Raw genomic sequence first — 8,719 nt, 5'->3', positions numbered from 1 at the left:
GACCGAGGAGAGGCGCGCCTGAACTCGCGATTTGCTAAGGTCAAATCGCTCAAACAGGGCAGGCGCTTAAGACCTCGCCCCGGCCACCCGTCGGCATGCTTGACGGGGCCCATGGGCGCGTTGGTGCAGCTGATCACTGCCGTGCGCCCCCCATCACACTAAGGTGAGCTGCACCCAAGCCTCCCCAGCAAAAAGCCCCGACCGGAGCCGGGGCTTGCACGAGGTCATCTGCCGATAAAATCAGTGGCCCAGTGCCTTGTTCACCGCAGCCAGGCCCGGCTTGCCGTCCAGTGTGGTGACACCGGCCAGCCAGCTCTTGAGAATGTCCGGATTCTTTTTCAGGTAGTCACGCGCGGCAACTTCCGGCTTGACCTTGTCCATGATCGGCCCCATTACGCGGTTTTCTATGCTGGTGGTGAAATGCAGGTTATGCAGCAGCTTGCCCACATTCGGACAGCGGGTTTCGTAATCCGGGCTGATGGCGGTAAACACCTTGGCCTCGCCCAGATTGGGGCCGAACACCTCGTCGCCACCGGTCAGGTAGGCCATCTTGTATTTCACGTTCATCGGATGCGGTTCCCAGCCCAGGAATACGATCCACTTTTTCTGGCGAATGGAGCGCTCCACTTCGGCCAGCATGCCGGCCTCACTGGACTCCACCATCTTGAAGCCTGCCAGGCTGAACTGGTTTTTCTTGATCATGCCGTCGATCAGCAGATTGCCATCGTTACCCGGTTCGATACCGTAGATCTTGCCAGCCAGCTTGTCTTTGAATTTGGCGATATCCTTGAAATCCTTCAAACCGCCAGCCGCCACGTAGTCTGGCACCGCCAGGGTATATTTGGCCCCGACCAGATTGGGGGTATCCAGCACCTTGATCTGGCCGGCTTTGACGAAGGGCTCGATCACCGGCGTCATCGACGGATTCCAGTAGCCCAGGAACACGTCTATCTGCTTGCTCTTGATACCGGAAAAGGTAATCGGCACTGAGGCAATGGTGGTAGTGGGCTTGTAGCCCAGGCCTTCCAGCACCACGCTGGCCATGCCGGTGGTGGCGGCGATATCGGTCCAGCCCACGTCGGCAAAGCGCACTTTCTGGCATTGCGCCGGATCATTGGCCAGCGCGCTGCCCGTGATGGCCAGCAGGGCCGTGCCCAGCATCATGTTACGAATCTTCATTACACCACTCCCGTATAAGTATTTTGATGAACCCAGCGACAGGATTGCCTCGGCGTACAGCATGGACATGCGGCCACGCAGCTTGGACATGGAACCGACACCAGCCAAGAGTGCCACGCAGGCGCAGCGGGACTTGCGCCAGCACGACCGCCACTTGCATGAATGCGCCGTAGAAAAAAAGCCAGCCCTGCAAGGAGTAACAGAGCTGGCAACGACCACAAGCTGCCGGTTTTGCCGCCCAGCAACTCAGGCGATGACCGCGGAGTCCACCAGATACTGCTGGCGCTCACGACTGGGCGGGTAGCCGAACAGGCCGCGATAGGATTTGGAAAAATGCGAGGAGGACAAAAAGCCACAGGCCACGGTGACTTCCATCACGCTCATATTGGTTTGCAGCAAGAGTTCACGCGCACGGCGCAGGCGTAAATCCAGGTAATACTGCGCCGGCGTGGTGTTGAGATAACGCTTGAACAGCCGCTCCAGGTGACGCAAGGACACGCCCAGTTCGTCGGCCAGATTCTCCAGCGAACGCGGGTTTTCGATATTGCTTTCCATCGATAGCGCGGCATCCACCAGTGTTTCATGGCCGGTGCCGATACGCGCCAGCAGCGGGATATGCTGGCGGTCGCCATTGTCGCGCAGGCGGTCGACGATGAACTGCTCGGACACATCGGCCGCCAGGCTCTTGCCGCCCTTGTGGCGGATCAGGTGACACATGAAATCCAGCGGCGCGGTGCCGCCACTACAGGTAAAGCGGTCGCGATCCAGCACGAACAGATCGGAAGTGAATTTGGTCTTGGGGAATTCCTCGCTGATGGACAGCAGGTTTTCCCAGTGGATGGCACAGCGGTAGCCATTGAGCACCCCAGCCTTGGCCAGGGCGAAGGTACCGGTACAGATGGCGCCCAGCGGCACACCCTGTGCCGCGAAACGGCGGATGACGGAAACCACCTTGTCGTCCACCGCTTCGCGTACCTGCCAGCCGCCACAGACAATCAGCATGTCGTACTGCTGCGGGGCTTCGGGAGCAGTGATGGGGGAGAGTTCCAGACCATTGCTGGCGGCGACCGGCTGACCATCGGCCGATAGCAGGCTCCAGCGATACAACTTCTTGCGTGACAGATAATTGGCCATGCGCAGCGGCTCCACGGCATTGGAGAAGGCGATCATGGAAAACCTGTCGAGCAAGAGGAAACCAATATGCGACAACGATGCGATTTGTTGCGGACCCATGGTGACCTCGGCATGTGATGTGTGTTGATCTGTTTTTGTATGAAGGAGGCCGCAGCGGACACGCCGCGCGGCCCGGCCGGGTACTCACCCGCCGCTAGCTGCCCTGCTCGGCCGCCCGCGTGGTGGGCGTATGGCCGAAACTCTCGGTAATGCGGTCCAGAATGATGGCGAGCAGCACCACCGCCAGACCACTTTCAAAACCTAAGCCCACATCCAGTCGCTGGATACTGGCCAGTACGTCGTTGCCCAGGCCACCCGCGCCCACCATGGAGGCGATGATCACCATCGACAGCGCCATCATGATGGTCTGGTTGACCCCAGCCATGATGGACGGCAGCGCGATGGGCAGCTGCACCTTGAACAACAGCTGCCAGGAGGTACAGCCAAAGGCATGGCCGGCTTCCACCTGTTCCTTGTTCACCATGCGGATGCCCAGGCTGGTCAGGCGCACGGCCGGCGGTACGGCAAACACCACCGTAGCCAGAATGCCGGGCACCCGGCCCAGGCCAAAGAACATGGCGGCCGGAATCAGGTAGACAAAGGCCGGCATGGTCTGCATGAAGTCCAGCACCGGGCGCACCAGCATGCCCACCAGCTTGTTGCGCGCACACCAGATGCCCACCGGCACCCCCAGCAGCAGGCTGACACAGGTGGCAGACAAGGTCAGTGCCAGCGTGGCGATGGTCTGGCCCCAGAAGCCGGTGGCCCAGATCAGCCCCAGCGCGGCACAGACGAACAGGGCAAACTTCCAGCCCAGCCGCCAGAAACCGACTCCGGCGAAAATCGCTCCCATCACCAGCGGAGGAATGCCCAGCAACAGGAATTCCACCATGGTGGCAAACCAGTCGATGGTATTGCCGATGGCGTCGAAAGCCCCGGCGTTGTGGTCCAGCATGAAATGAATGACCTTGTTGACCCAGTCGCCAATCGGCAACATGTCTTGCGTGCTGATATCAGCCATGACGGCGTACTCCTTCGCTGCGGCTCACATACCTTCCCGGCACGGTGGCACGGGGATGGCACGGTCTGCCTGTTGTCCGGTTCAGTGGGTGGCGGTGCTTTGCAGGCGGTGCTGGGAAATCTTGCTCAGCACGCTGCTGGGCGTAATCAGCCCCAGGCACTGGCCCTGATCGTCGCGCACCTGCAAGGGTTCGCTCTGTCCCAGCAACTGCTGCAACACATCGGGCAGGCTGCAGGACGGCGGCACATGCAGACCAGGCCGGCCGGAGTGCGGCGGATTGGCCACTTCGATCAGGTCCTTGGCTTGCAGATAGCGCGAGGTATCCACGCTCTTGAAGAAGTTGCGCACGTAGTCGTCCGCCGGGTTTTCGATGATTTGCTGCGGCGTACCCACCTGTACCAGCCGCCCGCCTTCCATGATGGCGATGCGGGTACCGATACGCAGGGCCTCTTCCAGATCATGCGAAACAAAGAAAATGGTGCGGCGCTGTTCGCGCTGCAGATCCAGCAGGATGTCCTGCATTTCCGAGCGCTTGAGCGGGTCCAGCGCCGAGAAGGCTTCGTCCATCAGCATCAGTGACGGGTTGACCGCCAGCGCGCGCACCAGGCCAACCCGCTGCTGCATGCCACCGGACAGTTCATGCGGATACTTGTGCGCAAACGGGGCCAGGCCCACTTGCTCCAGTACCTCCATGCCACGGGCTTCACGTGCCTTGCGGTCTACCCCGGAAATTTCCAGCCCGAAAGCGGCGTTATCCAGCACCGAGCGGTGCGGCATCAGGGCAAAGCTCTGAAATACCATGCTCATGTCGCGCCGACGCAGCTCAACCATCTGCTTGGGCGTAAGCTTGGTGATGTCCTGACCGTCCAGAATGATCTGGCCATCGGTAGGGTCCATCAGGCGGTTGATCAGGCGGATCAAGGTGGATTTGCCGGAGCCCGACAGGCCCATCAGCACGAAGATCTCGCCCTCTTCCACCGCAAACGACACGTCGTTGACCCCCACGACGCTGCCGGTTTTCTTGAAAATCTCATCCTTGTGCTCGCCAGACTTCAGCATGCGCATGACGTCTGCGGACTTCCCTCCGAATACCTTGTAGAGGTTCTTCACCACTATCTTGGCCGACTGCATTGTCTCTTCTCCTTCGTAGCGATCGCACGCTGGCCCTATCCTGCTACCTGCTCCATTCACCGCTGTCCGGGGTACTGGAGTCTTGTGCAACAGAAAGTCATCCATCGTGTCCGGCACGGCAGCGCTGCTGCCGGCCAGTACTGTGGTTTACCCGGATGCGTCGTGCCTTGCTCCGGGCCATCTCATACATGCGTGCCAGGCTGGCCTGGCAGATCGGTGTGCAACGCAGCACCCCATTGCACACAGCGTCCGGTGACGCCGGCCTGTCGTCTATTCCCCATGGCCGTCACCCGTGCGGCAGATGCTGCCGTGAGCGGGCGAATCGCGGCGAGCGGATGCTTGGCACCAGCCAACAAGGCATCCTTTGCGCAGCAGACGATTTCGAAGAATATTTAATGTAAATCAAGGCTCACCTTAGGGAGTTAGTGGTATTCAAAATAACCGCATTCCGACATCAAGCTGTCTTGAAACGACATGAGGTCGAAAAATGACAATTCTTTATCCCCGCTAGCAAAATCAGGCCCTTAGCCGCCCCCGGATGAGCATCAAGCACCACTGATAGCTGTCGTAAAAAAACAGCAACATTGCTTTTTCCGCCCATCGACAGCCAGTGCTTTTCTCTACCGCAACGCAGCAAATATTTCCGCACGAGCACACTGATCAGCTAAAAGGTGATTAGCAAGAAAAATGCCTGCTATCGGAATGACAGACAGGCATCAAGGGAGCCACACGGCGAACCTGCCGGGGAAGCAGGCCCAGGGGAAATTCAGCGGTCGACCACCAGATCGGTCAACGGCTTGCTACAGCAAGGCAGGAAATAGCCCTGATCAACCTCGCGCTGGCGAATGCCACCTTCGTGTTGCATGTCCACCTTGCCTTCCAGCAATTTGGTCTTGCAGGTACCACACACGCCACGCGTGCAGGAAGCCGGCAAACGCATGCCCTTGGCCAACGCGGCGGCCAGCACGGTCTGGCCGGGAGCCACCGACAAATCGTCGCCCATCTTGGCAAAGTGCACATTAAAGCCACCGCCCTCGCAGCTGGCTGAGATTTCGTCCACCGCCTCATCCGGCGCGGCGGCGGCCAGCTCGGCAAAATTGAAGCTCTCTTCGTGGTAGTGCTGCATGTCAAAGCCACAGTCCTGCAGCAGCTGTCGCACCGAAGCCATATAGGGTGCCGGGCCGCAGCAGAACACCTGGCGCGCCATCAGGTCCGGCACCATGTGCAGCAGACGGGCGGCATCCAGTCGGCCGGTAAAACCCGGCCATTCCGGTTCGCCCTGGCGGTTTTCACAGACAATGGCCTGGCTGAAAGTGGGATGGCTGCTCGCTAGCTGGGCCAGCTCCTTGCGGAAAATGATGTCACGCGGAGAGCGGGCGCTGTGTACGAACACGATATCTGCGCCGCTGGCCAGATCGGTCAGCGCGCGGCTCATCGACATCAGCGGGGTGATGCCGCTACCGGCAGACAAGAACAGATAGGGCGTGCTGGCATGGCGCACATAGGTGAATTCACCGGACGGTCCCAGCACATTCAGCTGCATGCCGGGCCGCAGGCTGTCATGCAGCCAGCCCGACACCACGCCACCAGGGATGCGCTTGACGGTAATGCTGACCCGGTCAGGCCGGGTGGGAGAAGACGACAGGGTGTAGCAGCGATTGATGTTTTCGCCGTTTATTTCCAGCTCCAGCGTGATGAACTGGCCGGGCTGGTAATGAAAGCGGCGCGGCGGATCGGCGCGGAAAACAAAGGTTTTGACATCGTGCGTTTCTTCCCGCACCTGCACGCACTGCAGCGTGCTGTCTTCGGCAAGATCCCACAGCGGCAGATCGGCCGGCTGCGGGTGATAGTCCGGGCTGCTGGGTATGCTTGCGCTGGTCATGGTTGGTCCTCGACACGGGCAGATCGCCCTTTGGGGGCTGTTGCTGTGGTGAATACGGCAGGCCAAACTGGCCTGCCGCGTACTGCCTCAATAAAGGTTCACGGCCTGCTGCGCCCGGGTTCTGCAGCAGCAGAGCGCACGATGCAGGCTTATCCCTGCTCCAGGCCGGCTTCCATACGGCCGATATACCAGCTGGTAAATTTTTCCACCAGTTCTTCGGTATAGGGCGAGTAAGGGCCGGGACGGTAGGCACTGCTGTTGACACCCACTTGCGACTCTTCCACCAGATGGCGATCCTGGCCGTTGGTGGCGTTCCACACGCGGGTGAGGTTGGCCACGTCGTAATCCACGCCTTCCACCGCGTCCTTGTGCACCAGCCACTTGGTACGCACCAGGGTGGTGTCCGGGCTCAGCGGCAGCACGGTGAAGGTGACGATGTGGTCGGCCATGAAATGGTGCCAGGAGTTGGGCTGCGTCCAGAAGGACAGGCCACCCGAATCCGCGTCCTTGATGTCGCCCAACAGCTTCTTGCAGGCTGCGCCGGTGTCCATGGTTTGCGACTGGCCCTTGCGGTCCAGCGGCATGCGCATGGTACGGAAGCCAGACACATCGGACAGCTTTTCGATTTCCGCCGACGGCAGGCCACAGGCCTCCCAGCGCGCATGGCTGTCCTTGACGATGTTTTCGTAATTGGCGAGGCCAGCCGCCAGTTCGGCCTTGGGGGCAAAGCCGTAGCTGTAGGCATACAGCGAGATGGTCAGCTCGGGATGGTTGCCGGTGCAGTGGTAGCACTCGCGGTTGTTCTCCATCGTCAGCTTCCAGTTACCGGCCTCGATGATGTCGATCTGGGCAGCTACCTTGGTGTTTTCGATCTGGTGCGGGGCGATATAGGGGCCCATCTGCTCCAGCATCTGGTCGATGTCGGCCGGCGGCTCGTCGGCCAGACAGACAAACAACAGGCCTTCCAGGTTTTTCAGATGCACCGGCTTCAGGCTGTGGTGCGTCAGGTCGAAGCCTTCCGGCATGTGGTCGGCAAAAATCAGCTTGCCGGCCAGGTTGTAGGTCCACTGGTGATAAGGACAGACCAGGTTGCCCACCGAGCCTTTTTCATCGGCACACAGGCGCGAGCCGCGATGACGGCAGACATTGTGGAAGGCTTTGATCTGCATGTCGTCGTCGCGCAGGATCAGGATGGGTTCCTTGCCGATCTCCACGGTGACATAGTCGCCCGGCTCGGGGATTTCCGCCGCTACCGCCACATAAATCCAGTGACGCTGGAAGATGTATTTGAGGTCGGCCTCGAACACCTCCTGCGAATTGTAAAACGGCGCTTCCAGGCTATGGCCCGGCTGGCGGCGGGCGACCAGCTCGCGCAGTTTGTGCACCGGCTGGAAGGTAATGGCGCTCTGTTGCATTTCACTCATCTCCAAACAAGTCTTGGTTTGCATCCTGCGAGCCGGTGGGTGGGGTGCTGGTCGGATGCTGCGGGGTTGTTGTCAGAAATCGACGAGCTGATGTTGCCTGAGGTAATCCAGCACAACTTGCGCTTTCTCGACAGAATCACCCTGTTTTACGACTATCCCGGCCGACTTGCCTTCGCCCCCGGCAATGGCACCCTGCATGCGGGCATGGCCGCTGACCTTACTGGCAGCCACCAGCGCCCGCGCGCGGCGGGCCGGCTCCAGCACCACCTGGGGCAAGGCCGCGCCAGTGGCGGCTTTGCGCTGGATCTTGCCCTGTTGCAGCCGGGCATAACTCCAGCCGACAGCACTGGCCGCACGGGCATGGACACTGGCTACCAGCGGCAGCTTGGCCGCCAGTGTGCGCCGCACACCCTTGGGCAGCGCCTGTAGCGCCTGCCATTGCTGGTCGGATTTCGACAAGTCGAGTACATCCGGCAACAAGGCTCGGCCCAGCTGTTCGGCCAGTTGATAGGGCAGCAGGCCGGAGCCATCGCCGCCACCGGCACGAGCGCCACACAGCACCAAGGCGTAATCCTGCAGGGCCTCGGCCAGGGGGCTCAGTACCTCGCGGCCCGCCGCCAGTGCCAGAGTGTGGATATGTGTGGCACCGCGCGCCAGATAGTCGGCCAGCGCGGCATCGTCGGCGGCTCCGGCATACCAGACATCCACCTGGGACGACAGGCGCTGCGCCAGTGCCAGTGCGGCCAGATCGGCCTCGCCGGCACAGGGCCGGCCACTGACCGGATGCACGGCGGGGGCAATCAATACGGCTATTTTCATTTCAGTGTCTCCTTAAAGCCGAAATCTGCTGCGCTTCGGTGATACTGCGTTAAAAACGCCTTCGGAATGCTCATTTACGCGCATGTAAAC

General features: G+C 60.6%; 7 protein-coding genes. All 7 read right to left on the bottom strand.

All coding sequences use genetic code 11. The features are described 5' to 3' along the window. Positions 1 to 240: 240 nt before the first annotated feature. The 7 genes from H2Z84_RS14855 to H2Z84_RS14825 all read right to left on the bottom strand — a co-directional run bounded on the left by H2Z84_RS14855 (position 241) and on the right by H2Z84_RS14825 (position 8,629). On the bottom strand, positions 241 to 1,269 hold the full coding sequence (locus H2Z84_RS14855) for a choline ABC transporter substrate-binding protein (RefSeq protein WP_258869423.1): 1,029 nt from the start codon (positions 1,267 to 1,269) through the stop codon (positions 241 to 243). A gap of 156 nt (positions 1,270 to 1,425) precedes the next feature. Continuing rightward, positions 1,426 to 2,412 carry a GlxA family transcriptional regulator gene (locus tag H2Z84_RS14850; RefSeq protein WP_124642474.1) on the bottom strand — a complete coding sequence of 329 codons (987 nt, stop codon included), beginning with the start codon at positions 2,410 to 2,412 and terminating at the stop codon, positions 1,426 to 1,428. Between the two features lie 94 nt (positions 2,413 to 2,506). Next, complete coding sequence (locus H2Z84_RS14845; protein ID WP_258869422.1) at positions 2,507 to 3,373, bottom strand: ABC transporter permease; 867 nt, start codon at positions 3,371 to 3,373, stop codon at positions 2,507 to 2,509. 81 nt (positions 3,374 to 3,454) lie between these two features. Next, positions 3,455 to 4,504, bottom strand: coding sequence for a quaternary amine ABC transporter ATP-binding protein (locus H2Z84_RS14840; protein WP_181836676.1), 1,050 nt, complete (start codon positions 4,502 to 4,504; stop codon positions 3,455 to 3,457). Positions 4,505 to 5,270: 766 nt separating this feature from the next. Beyond that, a complete protein-coding gene (locus H2Z84_RS14835; protein WP_181836675.1) occupies positions 5,271 to 6,386 on the bottom strand; it encodes an FAD-binding oxidoreductase in 1,116 nt (371 codons plus the stop codon). 149 nt (positions 6,387 to 6,535) lie between these two features. Continuing rightward, on the bottom strand, positions 6,536 to 7,801 hold the full coding sequence (locus H2Z84_RS14830; RefSeq protein WP_181836674.1) for an aromatic ring-hydroxylating oxygenase subunit alpha: 1,266 nt from the start codon (positions 7,799 to 7,801) through the stop codon (positions 6,536 to 6,538). A gap of 81 nt (positions 7,802 to 7,882) precedes the next feature. After that, positions 7,883 to 8,629 carry an adenine nucleotide alpha hydrolase family protein gene (locus H2Z84_RS14825; RefSeq protein ID WP_181836673.1) on the bottom strand — a complete coding sequence of 249 codons (747 nt, stop codon included), beginning with the start codon at positions 8,627 to 8,629 and terminating at the stop codon, positions 7,883 to 7,885. Positions 8,630 to 8,719 lie beyond the last annotated feature (90 nt).

The organism is Aquitalea aquatica (assembly GCF_013911085.1).
GTDB lineage: Bacteria > Pseudomonadota > Gammaproteobacteria > Burkholderiales > Chromobacteriaceae > Aquitalea > Aquitalea aquatica.
The sequence above is the reverse complement of the archived record's forward strand: the minus strand, read 5'-3'. Positions and strand labels throughout refer to the sequence as shown.

Excerpts from the sequence above, each read along its gene's own strand:
- H2Z84_RS14855 (WP_258869423.1), bottom strand. The coding sequence starts at position 1,269 with ATGTCCAAGCTGCGTGGCCGCATGTCCATGCTGTACGCCGAGGCAATC.
- H2Z84_RS14840 (WP_181836676.1), bottom strand. The coding sequence starts at position 4,504 with ATGCAGTCGGCCAAGATAGTGGTGAAGAACCTCTACAAGGTATTCGGA.
- H2Z84_RS14845 (WP_258869422.1), bottom strand. The coding sequence starts at position 3,373 with ATGGCTGATATCAGCACGCAAGACATGTTGCCGATTGGCGACTGGGTC.
- H2Z84_RS14850 (WP_124642474.1), bottom strand. The coding sequence starts at position 2,412 with ATGGGTCCGCAACAAATCGCATCGTTGTCGCATATTGGTTTCCTCTTG.
- H2Z84_RS14830 (WP_181836674.1), bottom strand. The coding sequence starts at position 7,801 with ATGCAACAGAGCGCCATTACCTTCCAGCCGGTGCACAAACTGCGCGAG.
- H2Z84_RS14835 (WP_181836675.1), bottom strand. The coding sequence starts at position 6,386 with ATGACCAGCGCAAGCATACCCAGCAGCCCGGACTATCACCCGCAGCCG.
- H2Z84_RS14825 (WP_181836673.1), bottom strand. The coding sequence starts at position 8,629 with ATGAAAATAGCCGTATTGATTGCCCCCGCCGTGCATCCGGTCAGTGGC.